This is a genomic window from Shinella sp. AETb1-6, from assembly GCF_009826875.1.
Lineage (GTDB): Bacteria > Pseudomonadota > Alphaproteobacteria > Rhizobiales > Rhizobiaceae > Shinella > Shinella sumterensis.
Map to the genome: position 1 here is coordinate 417,481 of NZ_WUMM01000001.1, position 22,091 is coordinate 439,571.

The 22,091-nt window shown below is 63.9% G+C and carries 25 protein-coding genes and 1 tRNA gene; 7 read left to right on the forward strand and 19 right to left on the reverse strand.

Translation table 11 applies throughout. From position 1 onward, the window contains the following. Positions 1-64 precede the first annotated feature (64 nt). Positions 65-208 carry a hypothetical protein gene (locus GR158_RS01930; RefSeq protein WP_160869614.1) on the forward strand — a complete coding sequence of 48 codons (144 nt, stop codon included), beginning with the start codon at positions 65-67 and terminating at the stop codon, positions 206-208. Between the two features lie 14 nt (positions 209-222). Here GR158_RS01930 and GR158_RS01935 read toward each other — a convergent pair whose 3' ends face one another. Genes GR158_RS01935 through GR158_RS01950 form a run of 4 tightly spaced genes read right to left on the reverse strand, consistent with a single transcriptional unit; the run spans position 223 to position 4,042 of the window. Continuing rightward, positions 223-1,275 carry a sulfate/molybdate ABC transporter ATP-binding protein gene (locus tag GR158_RS01935; protein WP_160869616.1) on the reverse strand — a complete coding sequence of 351 codons (1,053 nt, stop codon included), beginning with the start codon at positions 1,273-1,275 and terminating at the stop codon, positions 223-225. A 19-nt stretch (positions 1,276-1,294) separates the two neighbouring features. After that, positions 1,295-2,158 (reverse strand): sulfate ABC transporter permease subunit CysW, encoded by an 864-nt coding sequence (cysW, locus tag GR158_RS01940; RefSeq protein WP_134647197.1) that lies wholly within the window; start codon positions 2,156-2,158, stop codon positions 1,295-1,297. Further along, positions 2,148-3,011 (reverse strand): sulfate ABC transporter permease subunit CysT, encoded by an 864-nt coding sequence (cysT, locus tag GR158_RS01945; RefSeq protein ID WP_230640006.1) that lies wholly within the window; start codon positions 3,009-3,011, stop codon positions 2,148-2,150. The genes cysW and cysT overlap by 11 nt, the downstream gene beginning before the upstream one ends. A gap of 5 nt (positions 3,012-3,016) precedes the next feature. Next, on the reverse strand, positions 3,017-4,042 hold the full coding sequence (locus GR158_RS01950; protein ID WP_134647193.1) for a sulfate ABC transporter substrate-binding protein: 1,026 nt from the start codon (positions 4,040-4,042) through the stop codon (positions 3,017-3,019). A gap of 488 nt (positions 4,043-4,530) precedes the next feature. Between GR158_RS01950 and GR158_RS01955 the strand changes: the two genes are divergently transcribed. Then, positions 4,531-4,728 carry a hypothetical protein gene (locus GR158_RS01955; protein ID WP_134647191.1) on the forward strand — a complete coding sequence of 66 codons (198 nt, stop codon included), beginning with the start codon at positions 4,531-4,533 and terminating at the stop codon, positions 4,726-4,728. A 69-nt stretch (positions 4,729-4,797) separates the two neighbouring features. On the opposite strand, the gene GR158_RS01960 is transcribed toward GR158_RS01955, so the two are convergent. The 3 genes from GR158_RS01960 to GR158_RS01970 all read right to left on the reverse strand — a co-directional run bounded on the left by GR158_RS01960 (position 4,798) and on the right by GR158_RS01970 (position 7,101). After that, a complete protein-coding gene (locus tag GR158_RS01960) occupies positions 4,798-5,784 on the reverse strand; it encodes an aldo/keto reductase (RefSeq protein WP_160869618.1) in 987 nt (328 codons plus the stop codon). A gap of 211 nt (positions 5,785-5,995) precedes the next feature. Further along, positions 5,996-6,775: an SDR family oxidoreductase gene (locus tag GR158_RS01965; RefSeq protein ID WP_160869620.1), complete on the reverse strand. Its 780-nt coding sequence runs from the start codon at positions 6,773-6,775 to the stop codon at positions 5,996-5,998. Then, entirely contained in the window at positions 6,772-7,101 is a 330-nt protein-coding gene (locus GR158_RS01970) for a nuclear transport factor 2 family protein (protein ID WP_134647185.1), read from the reverse strand. Before GR158_RS01970 ends, GR158_RS01965 begins: the two co-directional genes overlap by 4 nt. Positions 7,102-7,239: 138 nt before the next feature. On the opposite strand from GR158_RS01970, the gene GR158_RS01975 reads away from it, so the two are divergent. Together GR158_RS01975 and catB are read left to right on the forward strand one after the other, a co-directional pair. Continuing rightward, positions 7,240-8,157, forward strand: a complete 918-nt coding sequence (locus tag GR158_RS01975) for a LysR family transcriptional regulator (protein WP_160869622.1) — start codon at positions 7,240-7,242, stop codon at positions 8,155-8,157. A gap of 241 nt (positions 8,158-8,398) precedes the next feature. Next, positions 8,399-9,025 (forward strand): type B chloramphenicol O-acetyltransferase, encoded by a 627-nt coding sequence (gene catB, locus GR158_RS01980; RefSeq protein ID WP_160869624.1) that lies wholly within the window; start codon positions 8,399-8,401, stop codon positions 9,023-9,025. Between the two features lie 88 nt (positions 9,026-9,113). Here catB and GR158_RS01985 read toward each other — a convergent pair whose 3' ends face one another. Continuing rightward, positions 9,114-10,046 carry an AraC family transcriptional regulator gene (locus tag GR158_RS01985; RefSeq protein ID WP_160869626.1) on the reverse strand — a complete coding sequence of 311 codons (933 nt, stop codon included), beginning with the start codon at positions 10,044-10,046 and terminating at the stop codon, positions 9,114-9,116. A gap of 92 nt (positions 10,047-10,138) precedes the next feature. Here GR158_RS01985 and GR158_RS01990 point away from each other — a divergent pair, with 92 nt between their 5' ends. Next, positions 10,139-10,885, forward strand: a complete 747-nt coding sequence (locus GR158_RS01990; protein ID WP_160869628.1) for an SDR family oxidoreductase — start codon at positions 10,139-10,141, stop codon at positions 10,883-10,885. Between the two features lie 209 nt (positions 10,886-11,094). On the opposite strand, the gene GR158_RS01995 is transcribed toward GR158_RS01990, so the two are convergent. Beyond that, positions 11,095-11,170: transfer RNA gene (locus GR158_RS01995), tRNA-Ile, on the reverse strand. Positions 11,171-11,327: 157 nt separating this feature from the next. On the opposite strand from GR158_RS01995, the gene GR158_RS02000 reads away from it, so the two are divergent. Then, a complete protein-coding gene (locus GR158_RS02000) occupies positions 11,328-12,086 on the forward strand; it encodes an SIMPL domain-containing protein (protein WP_134647175.1) in 759 nt (252 codons plus the stop codon). 203 nt (positions 12,087-12,289) lie between these two features. Here GR158_RS02000 and GR158_RS02005 read toward each other — a convergent pair whose 3' ends face one another. From GR158_RS02005 to GR158_RS02025, 6 genes are all read right to left on the reverse strand, one after another. Beyond that, on the reverse strand, positions 12,290-12,709 hold the full coding sequence (locus GR158_RS02005; RefSeq protein WP_160869630.1) for a hypothetical protein: 420 nt from the start codon (positions 12,707-12,709) through the stop codon (positions 12,290-12,292). A 110-nt stretch (positions 12,710-12,819) separates the two neighbouring features. Next, positions 12,820-13,170: a nuclear transport factor 2 family protein gene (locus tag GR158_RS02010; RefSeq protein ID WP_160869632.1), complete on the reverse strand. Its 351-nt coding sequence runs from the start codon at positions 13,168-13,170 to the stop codon at positions 12,820-12,822. 58 nt (positions 13,171-13,228) lie between these two features. Continuing rightward, the gene (locus GR158_RS02015) at positions 13,229-13,651 is read right to left on the reverse strand and encodes a secondary thiamine-phosphate synthase enzyme YjbQ (protein WP_160869634.1); all 423 of its coding nucleotides are present in this window, start codon (positions 13,649-13,651) and stop codon (positions 13,229-13,231) included. Between the two features lie 13 nt (positions 13,652-13,664). Beyond that, complete coding sequence (locus GR158_RS25495) at positions 13,665-13,787, reverse strand: hypothetical protein (protein ID WP_256365802.1); 123 nt, start codon at positions 13,785-13,787, stop codon at positions 13,665-13,667. A 50-nt stretch (positions 13,788-13,837) separates the two neighbouring features. Next, positions 13,838-14,191, reverse strand: a complete 354-nt coding sequence (locus GR158_RS02020) for a DUF1428 domain-containing protein (RefSeq protein WP_160869636.1) — start codon at positions 14,189-14,191, stop codon at positions 13,838-13,840. Positions 14,192-14,287: 96 nt separating this feature from the next. Continuing rightward, positions 14,288-14,860, reverse strand: a complete 573-nt coding sequence (locus GR158_RS02025) for a transglycosylase SLT domain-containing protein (RefSeq protein WP_134647165.1) — start codon at positions 14,858-14,860, stop codon at positions 14,288-14,290. Positions 14,861-15,158: 298 nt separating this feature from the next. Between GR158_RS02025 and GR158_RS02030 the strand changes: the two genes are divergently transcribed. Continuing rightward, complete coding sequence (locus tag GR158_RS02030) at positions 15,159-16,265, forward strand: branched-chain amino acid ABC transporter substrate-binding protein (RefSeq protein ID WP_134647163.1); 1,107 nt, start codon at positions 15,159-15,161, stop codon at positions 16,263-16,265. A gap of 88 nt (positions 16,266-16,353) precedes the next feature. Here the strand turns inward: GR158_RS02030 and GR158_RS02035 are convergent, their stop codons facing one another. The 4 genes from GR158_RS02035 to tdh form a co-directional block, all read right to left on the reverse strand. After that, entirely contained in the window at positions 16,354-18,000 is a 1,647-nt protein-coding gene (locus GR158_RS02035; protein WP_160869638.1) for an alpha/beta-hydrolase family protein, read from the reverse strand. A gap of 180 nt (positions 18,001-18,180) precedes the next feature. After that, complete coding sequence (rpoD, locus tag GR158_RS02040) at positions 18,181-20,235, reverse strand: RNA polymerase sigma factor RpoD (RefSeq protein ID WP_134647158.1); 2,055 nt, start codon at positions 20,233-20,235, stop codon at positions 18,181-18,183. 416 nt (positions 20,236-20,651) lie between these two features. Next, positions 20,652-20,999 carry a GFA family protein gene (locus GR158_RS02045; protein ID WP_134647156.1) on the reverse strand — a complete coding sequence of 116 codons (348 nt, stop codon included), beginning with the start codon at positions 20,997-20,999 and terminating at the stop codon, positions 20,652-20,654. A gap of 43 nt (positions 21,000-21,042) precedes the next feature. After that, positions 21,043-22,080: an L-threonine 3-dehydrogenase gene (gene tdh, locus GR158_RS02050; RefSeq protein WP_160869640.1), complete on the reverse strand. Its 1,038-nt coding sequence runs from the start codon at positions 22,078-22,080 to the stop codon at positions 21,043-21,045. Between the last annotated feature and the right edge of the window lie 11 nt (positions 22,081-22,091).

Below are 22,091 nucleotides of genomic sequence, written 5' to 3' on the forward strand. Positions count from 1 at the left end.
CGCCCATTCAGCCCTCTGTCAGGTTGAGCGGGAAAAAGGGGCGCGTGCAGATATGAGGTGATGCGTGAAATCGAGGTTCTTGCTGCCGGGGGCGCTTTTCATCACGACACTGGTCGTTCTCGTCCTGATCATACCGCTCGCGCAGGGTCCATCCCTGCGCTCGCATGACGAGGCGCTGCGGCAGGCCTTCGGAACGGGGACCGACTGAGCCGGTCCCTTCCTTTATTTCGCAAACAGCTTGAAGCGGAGCGGACGGAAGCGGATCGACGTGCCATTGGCCGCCTGCGCATCCAGCGGCACCTCGATCTCCACATGGAGCGGGTCGTCCGCCCCGCCGATATCCAGATCCGCGATGCGCGTGCCGGCAAGCCGCCGGGAGGTCACGACGCGCCCTTCCAGCGCCGGTGCGGACGGATCGGTGACGACGGCCACGTCCTGCGGGCGGAAGAACAGCGTCGCCTCGCCGCTCGCGATATCGCCCGCAGGCGCGGCAACCCCGATCTCGTCGCCCCGGAACCGCACCGAGCCGTCGACGATGCTGACCGGCACGCTCGCGCTGTCGCCGATGAAGGAGAAGACGAAGGGCGAATTCGGCCGGTCGTAGACGTCGTCCGAGGAGCCGACCTGCTCGATCTTGCCCTGGCTCATCACCACGACACGGTCGGCGAGCTCCAGCGCTTCCTCCTGGTCATGGGTCACGAAGACGGTGGTGTGGCCGGTGCGGTCATGGAACTCGCGCAGCCAGCGGCGCAGCTCCTTGCGCACCTTGGCATCGAGCGCGCCGAACGGCTCGTCGAGCAGCAGCACGCGCGGCTCGATCGCCATGGCGCGGGCAAGCGCCACGCGCTGGCGCTGGCCGCCGGACAGCTGGTTGGGATAGCGTTTCTCAAGCCCCGAAAGCTGCACCATCTCCAGAAGCTCGCTCACGCGGCGACGGATTTCCGCCTTGGGCGGCCGCTCGCCGCGCGGACGCACCGTCAGCCCGAAGGCGATGTTGTCGGCCACCGTCATGTGGCGGAACAGGGCGTAATGCTGGAACACGAAGCCGATATTGCGCTCCTGCACGGTCTTGTGCGAGGCATCCTCGTCGCCGAAATGGATGCTGCCGAGCGTGGGCTGCTCAAGGCCGGCGATGAGGCGCAGCAGGGTGGTCTTGCCGGAACCGGATGGCCCCAGAAGCGCGATCAGCTCGCCGGAGCGGATGTCGAGCGAGACATCGTGCAGCGCCGGGTAGCGGTCGAATTCCTTGCGAAGGTTTTTTACACTGACGTCCATTGCGGGCGTGCCTTTCAGATCAATGCTTGCGGCCGGCGGCGATTTCCGCGCCGTAGTGAAGTTCGAGCGCCGTCTTGACGATCAGCGTGACGAGCGCGAGTGCGGCGAGCAGCGACGCCACCGCGAAGGCGGCGACGAAATTGTACTCGTTGTAGAGGATCTCCACATGCAGCGGCATCGTGTTGGTGAGGCCGCGGATATGGCCCGAGACCACCGAGACCGCACCGAACTCGCCCATGGCGCGCGCATTGCAGAGCAGCACGCCGTAGAGCAGGCCCCACTTGATGTTGGGCAGCGTGACATACCAGAAGGTCTGCCAGCCGCTCGCGCCGAGCGACAATGCCGCCTCCTCGTCGCCCGTGCCCTGCTCCTGCATGAGCGGGATAAGCTCGCGCGCCACGAAGGGGAAGGTCACGAAGATGGTGGCGAGCACGATGCCCGGCACCGCGAAGAGGATTTCGATGCCGTGGCTTTTCAGCCAGGGCCCGAGCACGCTGCCCGCGCCGAACAGCAGCACATAGACGAGGCCGGAAATGACCGGCGAGACCGAGAAGGGAAGATCGATCAGCGTGGTCAGGAACGCCTTGCCCTTGAACTCGAACTTGGCGATGGCCCAGGCCGCCGCCACGCCGAACACCAGGTTGAGCGGCACGGCGATGACGGCCACCAGCAGCGTCAGCCGGATGGCGGCCAGCGTATCGGGATCGCCGAAGGCCGCCAGGAACTCCGCGGTGCCCTTGCGGAACGCCTCGATGAACACGGCCACCAGCGGCAACAGCAGGAAGAGCGTCAGGAAGAGGAAGGCCAGCGCCATCAGCGTGTAGCGGGCGGCGGGCGCCTCCGTCGTGGGCGAGCGCAGGCGGCGGGAAGACTTATGCGCCATGACCGTATCTCCTGCGGCTCCACGCCTGGATGAGGTTGATGACCAGCAGCATGGCGAAGGACAGCGCCAGCATGATCGTGGCGATGGCGGTCGCAGCCCCGTAGCTGAACTCCTCCAGCCGGATGACGATGAGCAGCGGCGCGATTTCCGACACATAGGGAATGTTGCCGGCAATGAAGATGACGGACCCGTATTCGCCGACACCGCGCGCAAAGGCGAGCGCGAACCCCGTGAGGATGGCCGGCGCCAGGCCCGGCAGCAGCACACGGAACACCGTCTGGAAACGGTTGGCGCCGAGCGTCGCCGCGGCTTCCTCGATCTCGCTGTCGATCTCCTCCATGACCGGCTGCACCGTGCGCACCACGAAGGGCAGGCCGATGAACACCAGCGCGATCACGATGCCCGTCGGGTTGAAGGCCGCCTTGATGCCGACGACGTTGAGGATCTGGCCGATCCAGCCGTTCGGCGCGTAGAGCGCGGCAAGCGCGATGCCGGCAACCGCCGTGGGCAGCGCGAAGGGCAGGTCCACGACCGCATCGACGATGCGCCGGCCGGGGAACTCGTAACGCACGATGACCCAGGCGACGATGACGCCGAAGACCACATTGACGATGGCCGCGATGAAGGCGGTGCCGAAGGAGACCTTCAACGCATTGACCGTTCGGGGATCGGAAAGGATGCCGAGGAATTCAGCGCCCGACAGGGACGCCGAACGCCAGACGAGGCCGGCAAGCGGAATAAGGATGATGAGCGTGAGATAGGCGAGCGAAAAACCGAGCGTCAGTCCGAAACCCGGAATGACGCTCGGTTGTCTCAGTCGCCACCGCCCGGAAGCAGCAGCAGTCGTCGTCAAGGTTCTCAGTTCCCCGGCTTGTAGATCTGGTCGAAGACGCCGCCATCGCCGAAGTGCTCGGGCTGCGCCTTGGCCCATCCGCCGAAGATCGGGTCGTCGATGGTGACCAGCTTAATCTCGGGAAGCTGTTGCAGCAACTCCGGCTTCACCACCTCGCGCTTGGACGGGCGATAGAAGTGCTTGGCCGCGATGTTCTGGCCTTCCTCGGAATAGAGGTAGTTCAGATAGGCCTCGGCCTGCTTGCGCGTGCCCTTGGCATCCACATTGCCGTCGACCACGGCGACCGGCGGCTCCGCGAGGATCGAGATCGGCGGGGCGACGATGTCGAAGGCGTCAGCGCCGAACTCGGCACCGGCCAGATAGGCCTCGTTTTCCCAGGCGAGCAGAACGTCGCCGATCTGGCGCTGGGCGAAGGTCGTCAGCGCGCCGCGCGCACCCGTGTCGAGCACCGGCGCCCGCTTGTAGAGGTCGGCGATATAGGCCTTGATCTTGTCCTGATCGCCGCCGAATTCCTCATTGGCCCAAGCCCAGGCGGCGAGGTAGTTCCAGCGCGCACCGCCCGAGGTCTTCGGGTTCGGCGTCACGATCTGCACGTCGCCCTTCACCAGGTCGCCCCAGTTCTTGATGCCCTTGGGATTGCCCTTGCGCACCAGGAAGACGATCGTGGAGGTATAGGGCGAGGAATTGTTGGGCAGGCGCGTGCGCCAGTCCTTGTTGATCTTGCCGGTCTTTTCCACGATGGCGTTGATGTCGCTCTCCAGCGCCAGCGTCACGACATCGGCCTCCAGCCCATCGATCACCGCGCGGGCCTGCTTGCCCGAGCCGCCATGCGACTGCTGGATGGTCACATCCTCGCCGGTCTCGGCCTTCCAGTGCTTGGCGAACGCCTCGTTGTAATCCTTGTAGAGTTCGCGGGTCGGATCGTAGGACACATTGAGCAGCGTCGTCTGCGCCCATGTCGCCGTGACGCTGCCAAAGGCCAACCCGACACCCAGGAGCAAGGCCCCTACCCGTTTCACCAAAATAGACATGTCCAACCTCCTGTGCGTTTCTGCCAAAAGCCTAGGGAATTACTAGAGTTAGTCAACAATGCTCGACACGTTTGAAAAACCGGTTCCCTTTCAGCCGGGATAGGGCAAAAGCCGCATCGCGAAAGACCCGGCACATGGAACAGACAACGGGGACAAGCCTGCTTTCGCGAGCATATTCGTTCACGCGAAATCACCCTGAAGGGGCCTTATACGGCGTCCGTTCAGCGAAGAATCCGGGCCGCTGCGCCGAGCGCCGCGGGCAATGGCGCCGCTCGGCGGCGGCCGTCGTGCGGTCGGAGCCGTCACGAGGCGACGGTTCATGCGGCAATTCTCCGGTCCGATTGCGGCCGAATCGCGATGCGGCGCGGCAACCTTCGCCGTGCGGCCACGCGCCCCGTATCGGCCCGCGATTTTGCGGCGGACGCCCGGAACAATCGCTGCCCCAACCGGTTGAAAGGGCACGCAACCTTGTTTGGGCACGATGGCAAATGCAGGAACAGTCTAAACTCTTTCCCGATCACCGGCGGCTTTCGGGAGAACGCTATACACTCGACAGTTTTCGAACGGCCTACGGGCTTTCGCACACGGAAGCCGAACGGCTTTTCGAAAAGTTCGGCCCGTCCAAGCGGGAGCTCGACCTCCTGATGCGCGCGCGGCAGGACCCCAGGCAGTTCCTCAACTTCTGAGCCGCGACAGGACCGGCGGAGCAGGTCAGGCAGCGGCGCTCTCCGGCCGCCGCCCGTCTTGCCCGATGCCTACCAGAGCTGGTGCACGTGCGGCGCAATCCGCTCGCGATAGAGCGCACGCAGCGCCTCCATCGTCTCGGCCGGCAGCGCCGCCACGTCGCTCGCCGCACTGTTGGCCTTCGCCTGGGCAGCATTCTTCGCGCCCGGAATGACCACGCTCACCGCCTCCTCCATGAGGATCCAGCGCAAGGCGAACTGCGCCATCGTGACATTGTCGGGCACCAGCTTGCGCACCGCCTCGACGGCGTCCAGCGCAACATCATAGGGCACGCCCGAGAAGGTCTCGCCCTTGTCGAAGGCCTCGCCGTTCCGGTTGAAGGCACGATGGTCGTCGGCTGCGAACTGCGTGGCGGCGTTCATCTTGCCCGTCAGCAGGCCCGAGGCGAGCGGTACGCGCACGATGACGGCCACGTCCCTCGCCTTCGCCTCGCGGAAGAACAGGCCGGCCGGGCGCTGGCGGAAGATGTTGTAGATGATCTGCACCGAGACGACGCCGGGATATTCCATCGCCTTCAGCGCTTCCTCGACCTTCTCGACCGAGACGCCGTAATTGCGGATCTTGCCCGCCTGCACGAGGTCGTCGAGGATGCCGAACACCTCGGGTCGGTAATAGACCTCGGTCGGCGGGCAATGCAGCTGCACGAGATCGAGGCAATCCGTCGAAAGGTTCTGCAGCGAACGGTCGACGAAGGCGGTCAGGTTCTTGCGGTTATATTCGTCCGCGACATGGGGCACGGCGCGACGCCCGGCCTTGGTCGCCACATAGGGCCGCTCGCCGCCGCGCGCCTTCAGCACGTCCGCGATGATGCGCTCCGAGCGGCCGTCGCCATAGACGTCGGCCGTATCGATGAAGGTCGTGCCGGCATCGAGCGCCGCATGCAACGCGCCCCGCGCCTCCTCCTCCGAAACGTCCCCCCAGGCGCCACCGATGGCCCAGGCTCCGAACCCGATCTCCGAGACCACGCGGCCCGTGCGCCCGAACTGTCTATCCTTCATGCAATGCTCTCCTCATGACACCGGCCTGCCGGCCGCTGTCGGCACCTTATCGCATAAACCAATCGGTTCCACTGCTCGGCCATCCTTTTTAGCGCCGCAGCGAGTTCGGGCGTCGGATGGGCGGCCGGGGCGGAGTGCCCTCCCCGGCCGCTGCTGATCCCGTTACATTCCGTCGGGACGTGGAGTTGCGGCTGCCGCAAATCCCCTGTCTTCAAGCCGTGGGAACGGTGCCACCGTCGATCACATGCTCCGTCCCGGTGATGGACGATGCGCGGTCCGAGGCAAGGAAGGCGATCAGGTCGGCGACCTCTTCGGGTGCGGCGGGCCTTCCCAGCGGGATGCCGCCAAGGGTGTTCATGATCACCTGAACCGCCTCGTCATAGCTGATGCCCGCTTCCTCGGCTATGCGCAGAGCCAGGCCATTGGAGCCCGGATCGGCGATCCAGCCGGGAGACACCCGCACGACGCGCACGCCCTTCGGCGAAACCTCTTTCGAGATGCTTTTGCTGTAGGTGTTGAGAGCGCCCTTGGCCGAAGCATAACCCGTCGTCGCCTGCGGCAAAGGCAGCCGGTTCTGGATCGATGTGACATGGATGACGACGCCGTGTCCCTGCGCGATCATTCCGGGAATGAGCGCGCGATCCAACCGGACCGCCGGGAAGAAATTGAGGTTGAATTCCTTGTCCCACTCCTCGTCGCTCAGCGAGGCAAAGCCACCTGAAGGCGCGGACGAACCGCCCAGCACATTCACGAGGATGTCGAGCCCGCCAAGCTCCCGAGCCACGGCATCGACGACCGTTCGGACACCGTCCTTGGTCGTCAGGTCGGCTTCGACGAATACCGCACCGGAGAAGTTCTTCGGCTTCGAACGAGCAGTGGTCAGCACGCGCGCGCCGAGTTCCTTGAACAGCGACACGGTTGCCGCGCCTGCCCCCGAGGTGCCGCCGGTGATGAGGGCCCTGCGGCCCTCCAGGGAGAGAAAATCGCTCATACGGTGATCTCCAGTTCCGATACCTTGTCGCCCGCGAGGACGAAGAAAAACCGCAGGTCGATCGGGCTGCCGGGGAAGTCGCCAGCCGCGTGCGCCGTTACCTGGGTCTTTCCGTTCTCGGTGGTGATCAGGAAGGGCTCGACGGTGTAGCTGTACTGCTGGGCCTCGTCGGCCATCCACGCGCGGATGGCCTCACGTCCCTTATGGGTCTTGCCCTTATCCTTCACGACACCGTTTTCGGTGAATGTGGCGGCGATCGCATCCGGGCTACCTGTCCGGTCCGCCTCGAAATAGGCTTCGATGGCTTTGGGTAATTTGATTGTCATGCGATTTCTCCTGGTCCCGTCTGAGCGCTTCGGCTCCCGTTCGACCTCCGTTTGAGATCGACTGGCCCAAAGGTAGACCACCCTCATTGACAGGATAAGCGGGACAAAGGAGGATGAGACGTTGCGAAAAGAGGGACAATGACCCGATCCGTTCTTGCCGAACTCGATGCCGTTCTCAGCATCGCCCGCCTGGGCTCTTTCAGAGCGGCCGCCCTCGATCTCGGCATATCGACTACAGCATTGAGCAATTCCATCGCAAAACTCGAACAACGCCTCGGCATCCGCCTCTTCAACCGGACAACGCGAAGCGTTTCGCTGACCGATGCGGGAAAGACCTTCGTCGAACGGGTCGGTCCGGCGATGACCGACATCCACGACGCCATGCTGGCTGCCCAGTCGCTCCAGGAGGTTCCGACCGGGACACTGCGCATCAATGCGTTCGCCACGGCAGCCCGGGAGGTGATGGAGCCGCTCATCCTCTCGTTCCTGCAGCGCCATCCCCGGGTGCATATCGACCTGGTCACGGAGGGGCGGCTGGTCGACATCGTCGCGGCCGGGTTCGACCTCGGACTGAGGCCCGCGGACCTGGTGCCGAACGACATGATTGCCGTGCCGCTCGGATTGAAGCGCAGCAATGCGGTCGTGGCGTCCCCCGCGTTCCTCCGCATGCACGGCGCGCCGACCGTTCCGGCGGACCTGTACCGGTTTCGCTGCATCCGGGCGCGCCTGCCGAACAATGCCTTGTTCCGATGGCGATTTGAGAAGGATGGAGAAGCCGTCCAGATCGATGTGCAGGGCGCGATCACCCTCGACGAGTCAAGCCTCGTCAGGATCGCGGCCCAGAACGGCATCGGCCTCGGATATGTCATGGAGGCGGACGTGCGCGAGGACATTGCAGCCGGGCGGCTTGTCCGCGTCCTCGAGGACTGGACCCCGGCCCTGGCGCCTCTGGCCCTTTACTATCCCGGAAGGAAGAATCCGCCGGCTGCTTTCACGGCCTTCATCAAGGCTGCACGGGATTTCGCGAATGGCAAACAAGATCAACCTGGGCCTTGACCGGTGTCCTGATCGGTACGCGCTGAAAGACGACATCCCTCTGGAAGCGCATCGCGGCAAGAGCGCCCTTGGCTGGCATGAAAATGTGCGGTAGAAAACCCCATGATCAAGGCCGCGAGTATTCCCTGCATCTAGCTCCCGCTGAACGCGAGGAGCTTCGACGCGAACCCTGCAGGGTTCGCGTCTCGCATCCGCTTGCCCAGGCAAGCGGAAACGAAGGTTCATATGCAGAGATACACAGATGGAAAACTTTTTCGAAAGCCCCTTTCGAGGCGTGACGCTCGACAAGCAGGTCACCAATCCCAACCTGATCGTCGGACGATACAGCTACTATTCCGGCTACTACCACGGCCACAGCTTCGATGACTGCGCACGCTTTCTCCTGCCTGACGAGGGCGCGGACAAGCTGATCATCGGGAGCTTCTGCTCGATCGGTTCCGGCGCAGCCTTCATCATGGCGGGCAACCAGGGCCACCGACACGAATGGATCAGCACCTTCCCCTTCTTCTTCATGTCGGAGGTGGCGGCATTCGAAGGCGCGGCAAATGGTTATCTTCCCGCCGGAGACACCGTTATCGGCAACGATGTCTGGATCGGCTCCGAAGCGATCATCATGCCCGGCGTCAAGGTCGGTGATGGCGCTGTGATCGGGACACGGGCCCTCGTGACGAAGGACGTGGAACCCTACGCCATCGTCGGCGGAAATCCCGCCAAGGTGATCCGGAAGCGTTTCGCCGAACGGGAGATCGCGCTGCTCCTGGAGATGCGGTGGTGGGACTGGCCGGAGGACCGCCTGAAGCAAGCGATGCCGATCATGACCAGCGAACGGATCGATGATCTTCACCGGTACTGGCTGTCGGTACGATAAAACCGGCAACGGTCGTCGCTCGGCAGATTGCCTGTAAACTCTCGACCACCGGCAACAGCCGGTGGTCCCTCTCCGCCAGGCGGCAGCGTTACGAGGCCGCCGGCATGCCGCCGCCCGCATTGACGGCATGCCGTCTCGCGAACCGGCCCGGAGAGCAGCCGAGCCGCTTGCTGAACGCCGTGCTGAACGCGCTGGCGGATTCGTAACCTATTTCATCCGCGATCCTGTCGAGCGACTTTGCGCCGCTCAACAGTGCCTGCTTGGCGATAGCGATGCGCCAGCGCGCGAGATATTCAATCGGCGCGCAACCGACAACCTCGTTGAATCGCGCGGCGAAACCCGATCTCGACATGCCGGCTATTCCAGCGAGTTCGGCGACCGTCCATCGCGTGCGGACATCCTCGTGGATGGCGCGCAGGGCACGGGCCATGGCGGGATCGCGCAGCCCGTTCAACAGGTTCGCCGATGCCGCGGTGTCGCCGCCGACGTCCCACCGCAGCGCCTCGACCAGCAGCATTTCCAGCAAGCGCTGGATAACCAGTTCCTTGCCCGGATGATCAGCCATGCACTCCTCGGACAAGAGTTCGATCATGCGGCCGAACCGCGTCCCCCGCCCCGCCGAAGCAGGGATAAAGATCGCGTCGGGCAGCAGCGTGAGCAGCAGCTGTGCGTTGACGCTCTCGATCGAAAAGCTCCCGCCCAGCGCCGCGAAGTCCGGCGCACCGTCCTGCTCGCCATGGCGGACAGCTTCCGCCAGAGGTTCGGCGGGAATGCAGGCGACGCCGGGTTCACTGTACAGGGAAAACGCCGGCGTCGTCGGCAAAAGCAGAAAGTCGCCTTCGGCAATGCGAAGCGGCTCCCGGTCGCCCAACGCGACCCAGGCTTCCCCGGTGAGCACGAGCGTGAATCCGGGCGCGTCATAGGCCCTGTAACGAACGCCCCATCGGCCGCGCCCGGAAATGGGCTTCGCGATCGCGGCCCTGGGCCGCAGGAGAGCGACGATATCACTGAGCGGGTCCATCTGGACGATCCGTAAAATTTCCTAGACGTAGAATTATAGATTGTCTTCCCGCGATTGTCTATTGCTGTCTCACCGAAACCAAGGAGACCGACATGACGAAGACCATCCTCATTACCGGCACATCATCCGGCTACGGCAAGGCCACCGCCGAACACTTCCTGTCCCGCGGGTGGAATGTCCTGGCGACCATGCGGCGCCCGGACCCATCGCTTTTTGCGGCAAACGAACGGCTGCGCCTGCTGCCGCTCGATGTGACCTGCCCCGACAGCATCGCCAGCCTTTTCGAATCCGCCGGTCCAATCGACGTTCTCGTGAACAATGCCGGGCTTGGCGGTGTCGGGGCATTCGAGGCGATGCCGATGTCCCTCGTCCGGCAGCTCATCGAGACCAACACGATCGGCGTCATGGCCATGTGCCAGGCGGTCATCCCGCAGATGCGCGAGCGTCGGTCCGGCACCATCATCAACGTCACGTCGAGCGTCGCTTTGGGAGAATTCCCGCTCGCGGCGGCCTATACCGCAACGAAACAGGCCATCGAAGGCTTCTCGGCTTCGCTTGCGCATGAGCTCGGCTATTTCGACGTGCGGGTGAAGCTCGTCGAGCCCGGTTATGCGCCGACCACCCGGTTCGGGGCGAATGCCATCGTTCCCGTCTCGGACCTCCTTCCCGGCGGCTATGCAGATTTCGCCCGGCCGATCCTAGAAGCATTCGCCAATCCGTCCCTGACCACGACGGAAAACGATGTTGCAGAAGCGATCTGGCAGGCCGTCCACGAGACCGGCAAGCAGCTTCGATTCCCCGCAGGAGCCGACGCCGTCGCGCTGGCTCAGGCGCGCTGACGGAGGAAACGGCGGAAGGCCTGCGGAATGGCGAACTCGATCCCCAGGCTGATGAGAGAGGCGTGGACCGTCCTGTGGTTTTCATCGTGAAGAAAAAACCGGTCGCCGAAGCCGAACCTGGTCTTGTAGCCGTCGGCGGCGGGGACTTCTCTATGATATTCCTGAAATGGTGCTCGGAGACCACTTGGACGACATTGGATAATGGGAAATGGTGGGCCCGGAGGGACTCGAACCCCCAACCAAGCGGTTATGAGCCGCCGGCTCTAACCATTGAGCTACAGGCCCTTCCCGGCCATGTGGGCGGGGGTTCGTCGGTCAATGGCGGCCGACGGTGTTAACCGTCTAGACGAAATAGTCTTTTCTCACAAGCACTGCCGTAATCTCTACACAATGAACGACGATGAACACGGCAAGGGACACAATCATCAGGAGATATTCGAGCATGTTCCATGCAATCACCGGCCGTCGCACGGCTGCCAGCCTGTTCGCCCTTTCGCTTGCTGCCGCCACCGCGCTCCCGCTCGCCGCGTGGGCCCAGGACGCCGCCTCGAAGCCGCGCGAGGCGACCATCATCGTGACAGGTGAAGGCAGCGCGGAAGTGGCCCCTGACATGGCCGTGGTCGATCTCGGCGTCGTCAAGGACGCCAAGACGGCGCGCGAGGCGCTCGACGCCAACAACAAGGCAATGGCCGAGATTCTCGCCGCGCTGAAGGAAGCCGGCATCGAGGAACGCGACGTGCAGACCTCCGGCTTCATGATCAACCCGCAGTACCAGTATCCGCAGAGCTCGACGGGCGAAAACCCGCCGCCGGTGCTGATCGGCTTCCAGGTCACCAACACGGTGACGCTGCGCGTGCGCGACCTGTCCAAGCTCGGCGAGATCGTCGACAAGACCGTGACGCTCGGCGCCAACCAGGGCAGCGGCATCCGCTTCGTCAACGACAAGCCGGAAGCAACCGTGAGCGCCGCCCGCAAGAAGGCCGTCGAGAACGCCGTCGCCAAGGCGAAGGAACTGACGGAAGCCGCCGGCGTGGGCCTCGGCCGCGTGATCGAGATTTCCGAAACCTCCTACCGCGCCGAGGCGATGCCGATCGCCCGCACCATGGCCAAGGATTTCGCCGCCGCCGGCGCCGTGCCGATCGCGGCCGGCGAAAACAGCTACTCGGTCACCGTCAACGTGACCTTCGCGCTGAACAACTGAGGCCTCACAGGCTTGCAGACATGACGGAAGGGCCGGGAAACCGGCCCTTTTTCGTTGTCGGAAGAATCGGGGCGCATATCAGGTGCGTGCAAACGCAAAAGCCCTCCCGACGGTGTCGGGAGGGCAGGCCGTCCGCCGGCCGGGGGTGACGAGGCGAACAGCTTTCCTCGCGGGAGCCGGCGTCACGCCGGCCCCGCAGCTGTTCAGCGGCGCCACATGGCGGGGCAACCACGCTCGTTGGCGAAGACCATGCGGGTGTATTCGCCACGGCGGAAGCCTTCGACCACGACGCGGCGCGGCGACATGTCGGCGATGCTGGCGCGACGCATACCGAAATCGCGCGCCTTCTCGATTGCAAGGCCCGGCGCGCAGCGGCCGCGGCCACGGCCCCAGCCATCGCCATGACGGCGGTCGTCGCGGCGATCCCAGCGATCGCCCCGGTCACGGCGATCCCAGTCGCCATCATCGCCCCAGCCCTGCTGGACCTGGAGGAAACCGTTACGGTAGCCGACGTTGTCGATGGTCACGCTGAGGCCGGCAGCCGAGGCGGCCGGAACAGAAGCGGTCAGCGCACCGAGGCCGAGGACGGCGGCGACAATGGTCTTGGTCAGAAAGGTCTTCATGAGAGGCTCCTGTTGGCTCCGGCAGAACCTTTTCTCGCCGGCGATTGAGAACACCTTATGGCGGCGATGCTGAACGCAAATGGAATCGTCCGTTCAGCTTGCGTTCAACTTCATGAACCGTTGAACAGGGCAATGCGGGTGATCGCGCCCTCATCGACCTCCAGGAACACGATCTTTTCGCGCGAATAGGCGCTGCCGCCCGCCGTCTTGCCATGCGCCGTCACGCGGATGGCCACGGCCTGGCCGCCGGCATCGCTCATGACGAGCGCGTCGGCATAGGTCTCGTCCGATGACTGGAAATAGCGGGCGAAGCGGTCGCGCAGCGCCTCGCGGCCGTTGTCGCTGCCCTCGCCGATGCCGGAGAGCACGACATCCTCCTGCACGCGGGCGGAAAGCGTGGCGAAATCACGGGCGTTCAGCGCGGCGATGACGGTGCGGGCAAGGTCTGTCATATCGGCCATGGGGGTCTCCTCTCCGGTGGGCAAGGCGCCAAACGGACGAGCCCGAAAAGGGTTCCCGTCAGGTGCTGAGATGCAGCACGATCTCGCGCCGGTGCGGGCGGTCACGGTGCTCGAAGAGATAAAACCCCTGCCAGGCGCCGAGCGCAAGCCGCCCGGCCATGACGGGAATGCAGATGGAGACCTGCGTGAGCGCCGCCTTGATATGCGCCGGCATGTCGTCCGGCCCTTCCATCGTATGGACGACCCAGCGCATGGAGGGATCGTCGGACGGCGGCACGAGCCGGCGGAAGAACCGGTCGAGATCGTGCCGCACGTCGGGATCGGCATTCTCCTGGACCAGCAGCGAGCAGGAGGTGTGGCGCACGAAGACGGTCAGAAGACCCTCCGTTACGCCGGCCTCACGAACGAAAGCCTCGACCTCGCGGGTGAACTCGTAGAGCCCCTGCCCGCGCGTGGATATCTCGATCAGCCGTTGCGGCACGACGAACGCAGCCTCAGCCGATGAGCCAGGACAGCCCGCCGCCCAGCACGATGAACACCACGATCACGCCCATGAAGCGGGCGAGACCCATATTGGTATCCGTCGTTTCGCCGACGATCGCGTAATAGAGGTTCATGCTGCGTCCTTTCTGCCTGTTGGCACGATAGTAGCGCAGCCCGCAGGTCTTCACAATTCGAGGAAGGGCCGGAAGCCGCCATAGATCATGCGCTTGCCGTCGAAGACCTCCTTCCATGCGTCCCCCTGCATGCGCGGATCCTTCATCACTTTCGCATTGATCTCATCGCGCTTTTCCCGGGAGGCGTAGGTGATCCACGAGAAGATCACCACCTCGTCGTCGCGCGCCTGCACGGCGCGGGGAAACGAGGTCAGCTCGCCATAGGGCACGTCGTCGCCGATGCATTCCACATAGTCGACGGCGCCGAGTTCCTTCCAGACATCGCCGGCGGTTCGGGCCATCTCCTTGTATGCCTCGATATTGGCCTTCGGCACGGCCAGCACGAAACCGTCAATATAGGTCATGCGCGTCTCTCCTTCTGTTCACACAGAACAAGGACGTCGGGCCGGACCCCGATCCGACAGGAGAATGAATTTTTTCTGGCGCCTTGCGACGGCGGCCTACCAGCCGCCGCAGGATCTCAGCTGGCGGGCGTAGTTCGACGCCATGGTCGAGGCCCGTTTCGCGCCGGCCTTCGCCGTGCCGCTCCAGTTGCCGCGCTGATAGCCGGCATGTCCGTGGTAATAGGCGATGTAGAGGCGGTAGGTGTCGTTGAGCGCAATGCCGTTCCGGCGGTTGCTCTCGGTGTGATACCAGCCGATGAAGCGGATCGCGTCGTTGAAGTTGGTGCGCTTGGCCGACCAGCGGCCCGTCTCGCGCTGGTAGCGCTTCCAGGTGCCGTCGAGCGCCTGCGAGAAGCCGAGCGCCGTCGACTGGCGTTTCCACGGAATGAAGCCGAAGAGCTTGGTGCGCGGCGGGCGCGCATTGTGCCGGAAACCGGATTCGGCATAGATCGTCGCCATCAGCACGGGCACGGGCACGCCGTATTCCCGCTGGGCGCCATAGGCGGCTTTCCGCCAGTTATCGAAAAGTCCATCGCGCTGCTCGAAGATCGCGCAGGCATTCTGTGTCTGCCTGGGGACAGACGCACAACCGGCAAGCAGCAGGAGAACGACGATCAATACGCAACGCATCGCAGTTCCTCAAAAATCGCGGATATTTATAAATCGTAAATCTTAACAATTCGTTTTGATTCAATTGCCGCATATCCGTTCCATCTACGCGGCTGATCCGCCCATCAAAGATGCAAATGCATTATTTTGTTGCTCTTTTTGCCCTCGCGGCCTAATCAATCCATAGCTAGCCGGCCTCTCGCGCACGATTGTTCCGGACCCGCTGAACACGGCCCTGCAACCGGATTTTCGGCCAACGCCATCCGTTCGCACGGGCGCTTGCAACCGGGCCCCAATGGCCCCCGTTGAGGAGAAAATCATGAAGAAGCCCATTTTCGCCGGAGCCTTGCTCGCCGCTTCCGTCGCCTTCGCACCGCTTGCGCACGCCGATATCGTCATCGGCCTCATCGCCCCGCTGACGGGCCCCGTCGCGGCCTATGGCGACCAGGTCAAGAACGGTGCGGAAGCAGCCGTCGCCGAGATCAACAAGAACGGCGGCATCCTCGGCGAACAGGTCGTGCTGAAACTGGCCGATGACGGCGGCGAGCCCAAGCAGGGCGTTTCGGCCGCCAACCAGATCGTCGGCGAAGGCATCCGCTTCGTGGTCGGCCCGGTCACCTCGGGCGTCGCCATCCCGGCCTCCGACGTGCTGGCCGAAAACGGCATCCTGATGGTCACGCCGACCGCCACCGCTCCGGATCTTACGGCCCGCGGCCTCACCAACGTGCTGCGCACCTGCGGCCGCGACGACCAGCAGGCCGAAGTCGCCGCCGCCTATGTCCTGAAGAACCTGAAGGACAAGAAGGTCGCCGTGATCCACGACAAGGGCGCCTACGGCAAGGGCCTTGCCGATGCGTTCAAGGCCGCGATCAATGCCGGCGGCATCACCGAGGCGCTCTATGATTCCGTCACGCCGGGCGAGAAGGACTTCTCCTCGCTGCTCACCCGCCTCAAGGCCGATGGCGTCGAAGTCATCTATTTCGGCGGCTACCACCCGGAAGGCGGCCTGCTCGCACGCCAGCTGAAGGACCTCTCGGTCAACGCCACCATCATCGGCGGCGAAGGCCTGTCGAACAGCGAATATTGGGCGATCGGCAACGAAGCCGCTGCCGGTACGATCTTTACCAACGCATCCGATGCGCTGAAGAACCCCGACTCCTCGGCCGCCGTCGCCGCGCTCAAGGAAAAGGGCATCCCGCCGGAAGCCTTCACGCTCAATGCCTATGCCGCCGTGGAAGTGCTGAAGGCCGGCATCGAGAAGGCCGGCAGTGCCGATGACCCGGCCGCTGTCGCGACCGCGCTGAAGTCGGGCGAAGAGATCCCGACCGCCATCGGCAAGCTGACCTACGGCGAAACCGGCGACCTCACCTCGCAGAGCTTCTCGCTCTTCAAGTGGGAAGACGGCAAGATCGTCTCCGCTGAGTAAGCGGCGCGATCTGGAGATGCGAACGCCGGGGCCCTGCCCCGGCGTTTTTGTTTGTGAAGAGGATGCTGCCCCTCATCCCTTGAAGCGTTTATCGCCCGGCGCGGAACTTCTCCTTCAGGCGTGCGATATCGGCATCGCTCCAGTCCTGCACATCGGTGACGGCGATCCAAGGGTCGATATAGTGCTCGCCGGCATAGACATGGCCCAGACCCATCGGTGCCGTGGTGGCCATCGCCATGTCGAGCGTCAGTTGCAGGAAGGTGACGACGGGATACCACTGGAAGTCGGGCGAGACATCCGGCCCGCGCGGCACGGCCATCCAGGCGGGCTGGCGGTAGAGCGAATAGGGATCGTAGAAGGTCACGGGATCGCTGGCATATTGCAGGTAGACGATGCGCATCGGCCCCCAATGGTCGCCGGCCTCGGGCAGCACGTTCTTCTGGCTGGTGAAGCGCACATAGGAACCGTCGCGGAAGCGCGGCAGCCAGGCCGGCGTGCCGGGATTGCGGTCGGCGGTCATCTTGCGCCAGATGCGGCTTGGAAACGGCGGTCCCGCCCACAACGCCCCCTGATAGGGATCGCCGATCACCTCGAACAGTTCGGCCGACTGCTCCGACGACAGCGCACCCAGACTGAGACCGTAGAGATAAAGCTTCGGACGGCTGCCCTTCGGCAGCGTCGTCCAGTGATTGTAGACGGCGCGGAACAGCGCGCGGGCCGCCTCCGCGCCATAATCCGGCTCGGCGATCAGCGACAGCCAGCTTGCGAGATAGGAGTACTGGATGGCGACGCTCGCGATATCGCCGTGATGCAGGTACTCGACCGTATCCAGAGCCTCGGGATCGATCCAGCCGGTGCCGGTCGGCATCACGACCAGCAGCGTCGAGCGCTCGAAGCCGCCGACGCGGATCAGCTCGTCGAGCGCGATCTTCGCACGCGCCTCCGGCGTCTCCGCTGCATTGAGCCCGGCATAGACGCGCAGCGGCTCGACGGCCGGCTTGCCGGTAAAGGAGGCGATGTCCTGCGCCGAGGGACCGCTTGCCACGAAGGAGCGCCCCATGCGGCCAAGCGCGTCCCAGCGCACCAGCGAGGCGGCACTTCCCGATTTCAGCGGATCGGACGGCTCCTCCGTATCGGGCTCGATGACCTGGTCGAGCCGCCGGAAGGACGAATCCGCCGTGTGCAGCACGAAGCGCAGCAGCAACCCGTCGGCCATGGTCCAGAACAGCGTGGCGGCAAGCGCCGTGCCGATGACGTAGGAGAGCCGCCGCGGCGCGGCGACACGCGACGTGCTGGCAATGAGCCGCACGACGAGGGCGAAGAGCTTGCCGACGGCAAGCAGGAGCAGGAAGATGCCGAGCGCGATGGCACCGACATAGAACGGATGCGCCGTCTCGATCGGCGGCAGATGCATCAGCGTGCGGATGGAATTCTGCCACTCGGCCGCCCGCCAGAGGAAGACGAGCACGACGATGGCGCAGAACGCGCCGGCCGCGACCCGAAGCCACAGCCGCACCGGCCCCTGCGTCACCGGCAGCTCGAACCAGCGCCAGAGCGCGGCAAGCGCGACGCCCAGTCCATAGCCGCAGGCCATGGCGACGCCGGAAAGAATGCCCTGCGTGACATAGGTGCGCGGCAAAAGGCTCGGTGTCAGCGAAACCGCGAAGAACAGCGTGCCGAGCAGGAGGCCGACCACGGAGAACGACAAGAGAAAAGACCACAACCGATCGCGCATCCGCACCTCCTTCGCAGTCACAGGGAACCTTGCACGGCGACCGCCCCGAGGCAACCGCAGGCAGGTTTTTTGCCCATGCTTTGGGCATGAAAGCATGCCTCTTGTCCGCCCGGCCCGATCCGGAAACGAAAAAGGCCCGGTCGCGAGAACGACCGGGCCCTTGAACGGTTCAGGACAGGCTCAGCTGTCGAGGAACGAGCGGAGCTTTCTGGAGCGGCTCGGGTGCTTGAGCTTGCGCAGCGCCTTCGCCTCGATCTGGCGGATACGTTCGCGCGTCACCGAGAACTGCTGGCCGACTTCTTCCAGCGTGTGGTCGGTGTTCATGCCGATGCCGAAGCGCATGCGCAGCACGCGCTCTTCGCGCGGCGTGAGCGAGGCCAGAACGCGCGTCGTCGTCTCGCGCAGGTTCGCCTGGATGGCAGCGTCGATCGGCAGCAGCGCGTTCTTGTCCTCAATGAAGTCGCCGAGGTGCGAATCTTCTTCGTCGCCGACAGGCGTTTCCAGCGAGATCGGCTCCTTGGCGATCTTCAGAACCTTGCGGACCTTTTCGAGCGGCATGGCGAGCTTCTCGGCCAGTTCTTCCGGGGTCGGCTCGCGGCCGATCTCGTGCAGCATCTGGCGCGAGGTGCGGACGATCTTGTTGATCGTCTCGATCATGTGCACCGGAATGCGGATCGTGCGGGCCTGGTCGGCGATCGAACGGGTGATCGCCTGACGGATCCACCACGTCGCGTAGGTGGAGAACTTGTAGCCGCGGCGATACTCGAACTTGTCGACCGCTTTCATGAGGCCGATATTGCCTTCCTGGATGAGATCGAGGAACTGCAGGCCGCGGTTCGTGTACTTCTTGGCGATCGAGATCACGAGACGGAGGTTGGCTTCCACCATCTCCTTCTTGGCGATGCGGGCTTCGCGCTCGCCCTTCTGCACCATCGAGACGATGCGGCGGAATTCGGCGATCGAAATGCCGGTCTCGGTGGCGAGGTTCTGGATCTCCTGGCGGATGTCGCGGATCGTCGTGTTCTCGCTCTTGGCGAATTCCTTCCAGCCGCGGGCCGACAGGTTGGCGATCGACTTCATCCAGTTCGGATCGAGTTCCGCGCCGGAATACTGCTCGAGGAACGAGTCACGCTTGACGCCGTAGCTTTCGGCCAGGCGCAGCAGGCGGCCTTCGTTCTGCATCAGGCGCTTGGAGATGTCGTAGAGCTGCTCGACAAGGCTGTCGACGCGGTTCTGGTTGAGCGACAGCGACTTGACGGCCGTGATCAGCTCGTCCTTGAGTTCCTTGTAGCGGCGCTCCTGGGCAGGCGAGAGCGTGCCGGTGGCCTGCAGGCGGGCTTCCACCTGCTGGTCCTGCAGCTTGCGCAGCTTCTTGTAGGTCTCGGCGATCGTGTCGAGCGTTTCCATGACCTGCGGACGCAGTTCCGCTTCCATGGCGGCGAGCGAAAGGTTCGACTCGTCGTCGTCCTCTTCCTCTTCTTCCGCCGGCTGGCCCTCGCCGCCGACATTGGTGATGTCGTCATCGTTTGCCGCGCGCGGCTTGCGGTTCTTTTCCTTCTCCTCGGCGGCCTTGCGGTCCGCCTCGATCTTTTCAGGAGACTGGAACTGCGGGGCGGCCTTCGCCTCCGGACCGGAATAGGTGGTTTCGAGATCGATGATCTCGCGCAGCAGCGTCTGGCCTTCGTTGAGTTCATCCCGCCAGATGATGATGGCCTGGAACGTCAGCGGGCTCTCACAGAGGCCGGCGATCATGGTCTCGCGGCCGGCTTCGATGCGCTTGGCGATGGCGATTTCGCCTTCGCGCGACAGGAGCTCCACCGAACCCATCTCGCGCAGATACATGCGCACCGGGTCGTCGGTACGGTCCGTCGGCTCCTTCTTCTTGGCAGTCGCAAGCGCGGTGCCGCCGGAAGGGGCAAGCTCGCCGCCCTCGCCGTCGTTGTCGTCGTCGCTCGCCTCGTCGTCGCCGCCCTGGGCCGCCTCTTCGGCGTCCTCATCCTCGATGACGTTGATGCCCATGTCGGAGAGCATGGACATGGTGTCCTCGATCTGCTCCGAAGTGACTTCCTCGGAGGGCAGAACGGAATTCAGCTCATCCATCGTGACATAGCCGCGCTTCTTGGCGGCCTTGATCATCTTCTTGACGGCATCATCGGAAAGATCGAGAAGAGGGCCGTCGGATGCGCCTTCGCGTTCGTTTTCGACTTCCTCGTTCTCTTTGACCTTCGTCGCCATTTACTCTGTCGCTTTCCTGAATATCCGTTTCCAAGCGGTTGGGGGTCCGCAGCCGATCGCCCTTCGGCGTGCGTTACCGCGAATCAGCATCCCTGACCTAACGGATGGACAATTAAATCCCGATTAACCACGCCCGGCCTGCGGGCTTGTGAACGCGCCGCCGAGGCGACACGACTGCATGACTTCCCGATAGCCGTACCCATTCCTTGCTCGCCAACAATGGTGATTCCCAGAATTTTCGGTTGCGTCAAGCTTTTCCGGCAAAAAACCCGTAAAAGCCTACGATTCGGGTTTCTAGGCGGGAAAGCCGGCATAGCAGGGTGATTGTCCCTCATGTAGGCGCTCTTCGCCCAAAGACAAGGGCCTGCCAACGCCTGATGTCCGGCGATCCGGCCAAGGCGATTCGCTTCAGAAGGTCAGAAGGAACGCCCATCCACCTTTGTGATCGTCAGCGCCTCGATGTCGATTGCCGGAAGACAGCGCAGATTGACCGCCGCCATGCGGTTTCCCTTGGGGTCGGTGCCCTCGCCATAGGGCGCGATACCGCAATTGGCACAGAAGTGATGCTGGATGACGTGGCGGTTGAACGTATAGGTCGACAGGTTCTCGCGCGGCGTCGTCAGCCGCAGGTTTTCCGCCGGAACGAAGGCCAGCAGCCCGCCACGCCGCCGGCACAGGGAACAGTTGCAGTCGAGCCCGCTGTCGAACGTGCCCTCCACCTCGAAGGCGATGTTGCCGCAATGGCAGCTTCCCTCATACCTCATCGCGTCTCCTCCCTGCCTGTGTTCGCCGCCCGCGTGGCAAGCCTCAATACCAGTCCATGACGACCTTGCCGGAATTGCCCGAGCACATCGCCTCGAAGCCGTCGCGGAAGTCGTCGATCCCGATCCTGTGCGTGATGATCGGGGCAAGGTCGAGGCCGCCCTGCACGAAAGCGATCATCTTGTACCACGTTTCGAACATTTCGCGCCCATAGATGCCCTTGAGCGTCAGCATCTTGAAGATGACCTTGTTCCAGTCGATGCCGAAACCTTCAGGCGCGATGCCGAGGATGGCGATCTTGCCGCCATTGTTCATCGTGTCGATCATGGAGCGGAAGGCCGGCGGCGCGCCCGACATTTCCAGCCCCACGTCGAAGCCCTCGGTCATGCCGATCTGCGTCATGACGTCCGCGAGGTCCTGGCTGGATGCATCCACGACGTAATCGATGCCGACCTTGCGGGCGAGTTCGAGGCGGACGGGATTGATGTCGGTGATGACGACCTTGCGCGCGCCCGACCGCTTGGCGACCATCGCGCCCATGATGCCGATCGGGCCGGCGCCGGTGACGAGCACGTCCTCGCCAACGAGATCGAAGGAAAGCGCGGTGTGCACGGCATTGCCGAACGGATCGAAGATCGCCGCCACCTCGTCGGGCACGTCATCGGGGATCGGCACGACATTGTATTCCGGCAGGCAGACGAATTCGCCGAACGAGCCCGGCCGGTTGACGCCCACACCCTTCGTGTAATGGCACAGATGCCCGCGCCCGGCGCGGCAGTTGCGACACTTGCCGCAGACGATATGCCCTTCGCCCGAGACGCGCTCGCCGACCTTGTACTTGGTGACGGACGAGCCGATCTCGGCGATCTCGCCGACGAATTCGTGGCCGACGACCATGGGCACCGGAATGGTCTTCTGCGCCCAGTGATCCCAGTTCCAGATATGCACGTCCGTGCCGCAGATCGCCGACTTCTTGACCCGGATCAGCACATCGTTCGGGCCGACCTCGGGCACGGGCACGTGCTCCATCCACAGGCCGACCTCGGGCTTTGCCTTAACCAGCGCACGCATCATGTTCGACATGACGAAACCTC

Bases quoted from the DNA above. Each gene is read 5' to 3' on its own strand.
- GR158_RS01935 (WP_160869616.1), bottom strand. From the start codon at position 1,275: ATGGACGTCAGTGTAAAAAACCTTCGCAAGGAATTCGACCGCTACCCG.
- cysW (WP_134647197.1), bottom strand. From the start codon at position 2,158: ATGGCGCATAAGTCTTCCCGCCGCCTGCGCTCGCCCACGACGGAGGCG.
- GR158_RS01950 (WP_134647193.1), bottom strand. From the start codon at position 4,042: ATGTCTATTTTGGTGAAACGGGTAGGGGCCTTGCTCCTGGGTGTCGGG.
- GR158_RS01955 (WP_134647191.1), top strand. From the start codon at position 4,531: ATGCAGGAACAGTCTAAACTCTTTCCCGATCACCGGCGGCTTTCGGGA.
- GR158_RS01960 (WP_160869618.1), bottom strand. From the start codon at position 5,784: ATGAAGGATAGACAGTTCGGGCGCACGGGCCGCGTGGTCTCGGAGATC.
- GR158_RS01965 (WP_160869620.1), bottom strand. From the start codon at position 6,775: ATGAGCGATTTTCTCTCCCTGGAGGGCCGCAGGGCCCTCATCACCGGC.
- GR158_RS01970 (WP_134647185.1), bottom strand. From the start codon at position 7,101: ATGACAATCAAATTACCCAAAGCCATCGAAGCCTATTTCGAGGCGGAC.
- GR158_RS01975 (WP_160869622.1), top strand. From the start codon at position 7,240: ATGACCCGATCCGTTCTTGCCGAACTCGATGCCGTTCTCAGCATCGCC.
- catB (WP_160869624.1), top strand. From the start codon at position 8,399: ATGGAAAACTTTTTCGAAAGCCCCTTTCGAGGCGTGACGCTCGACAAG.
- GR158_RS01985 (WP_160869626.1), bottom strand. From the start codon at position 10,046: ATGGACCCGCTCAGTGATATCGTCGCTCTCCTGCGGCCCAGGGCCGCG.
- GR158_RS01990 (WP_160869628.1), top strand. From the start codon at position 10,139: ATGACGAAGACCATCCTCATTACCGGCACATCATCCGGCTACGGCAAG.
- GR158_RS02000 (WP_134647175.1), top strand. From the start codon at position 11,328: ATGTTCCATGCAATCACCGGCCGTCGCACGGCTGCCAGCCTGTTCGCC.
- GR158_RS02005 (WP_160869630.1), bottom strand. From the start codon at position 12,709: ATGAAGACCTTTCTGACCAAGACCATTGTCGCCGCCGTCCTCGGCCTC.
- GR158_RS02010 (WP_160869632.1), bottom strand. From the start codon at position 13,170: ATGGCCGATATGACAGACCTTGCCCGCACCGTCATCGCCGCGCTGAAC.
- GR158_RS25495 (WP_256365802.1), bottom strand. From the start codon at position 13,787: ATGAACCTCTATTACGCGATCGTCGGCGAAACGACGGATACCAATATG.
- GR158_RS02020 (WP_160869636.1), bottom strand. From the start codon at position 14,191: ATGACCTATATTGACGGTTTCGTGCTGGCCGTGCCGAAGGCCAATATC.
- GR158_RS02025 (WP_134647165.1), bottom strand. From the start codon at position 14,860: ATGCGTTGCGTATTGATCGTCGTTCTCCTGCTGCTTGCCGGTTGTGCG.
- GR158_RS02030 (WP_134647163.1), top strand. From the start codon at position 15,159: ATGAAGAAGCCCATTTTCGCCGGAGCCTTGCTCGCCGCTTCCGTCGCC.
- GR158_RS02035 (WP_160869638.1), bottom strand. From the start codon at position 18,000: ATGCGCGATCGGTTGTGGTCTTTTCTCTTGTCGTTCTCCGTGGTCGGC.
- rpoD (WP_134647158.1), bottom strand. From the start codon at position 20,235: ATGGCGACGAAGGTCAAAGAGAACGAGGAAGTCGAAAACGAACGCGAA.
- GR158_RS02045 (WP_134647156.1), bottom strand. From the start codon at position 20,999: ATGAGGTATGAGGGAAGCTGCCATTGCGGCAACATCGCCTTCGAGGTG.
- tdh (WP_160869640.1), bottom strand. From the start codon at position 22,080: ATGTCGAACATGATGCGTGCGCTGGTTAAGGCAAAGCCCGAGGTCGGC.